Origin of the sequence: Corynebacterium sp. MSK006 (assembly GCF_030232385.1) — a bacterium.
Classification (GTDB): Bacteria; Actinomycetota; Actinomycetes; order Mycobacteriales; family Mycobacteriaceae; genus Corynebacterium; species Corynebacterium frankenforstense_A.
The window spans coordinates 1-261 of sequence record NZ_JASPJZ010000039.1 but is presented as its reverse complement, the minus strand read 5'-3'; the positions used below and the strand labels follow the sequence as shown (position 1 = coordinate 261).

Sequence of the window (261 nt, the reverse complement as noted above, 5' to 3'; positions counted from 1 at the left end):
CGCTGTGCAGGTACCACAACGCCGCCAACGACGACGACCCTGACGGGCCGGTCCGTCACGGGCGGGTCGAGCGTGACGGGTTGGATGTCTTCCGGGTGTTGCCCGGTGGAAGGAAGCAGCGGGATGCCACGCCGACTCTGGCGCGTCGGATGATGGCCGAGCACGCCGCCGGCCGCACCACCCAGGCCGCTTAAGCGGCCCGGCTCACCTGGGCTGGCCGGAAGCCCCGCGGACGCGCGGTAGTGCGTGGGAGATCCTCGC

The 261-nt window shown here is 72.0% G+C and carries 1 protein-coding gene; it reads left to right on the top strand.

Annotated elements, in window-relative coordinates:
* Positions 1-194 (top strand): hypothetical protein (locus tag QQA02_RS11615; protein ID WP_284864353.1); only part of this gene is annotated, 194 nt, incomplete at its 5' end.
* Positions 195-261: the final 67 nt, after the last annotated feature.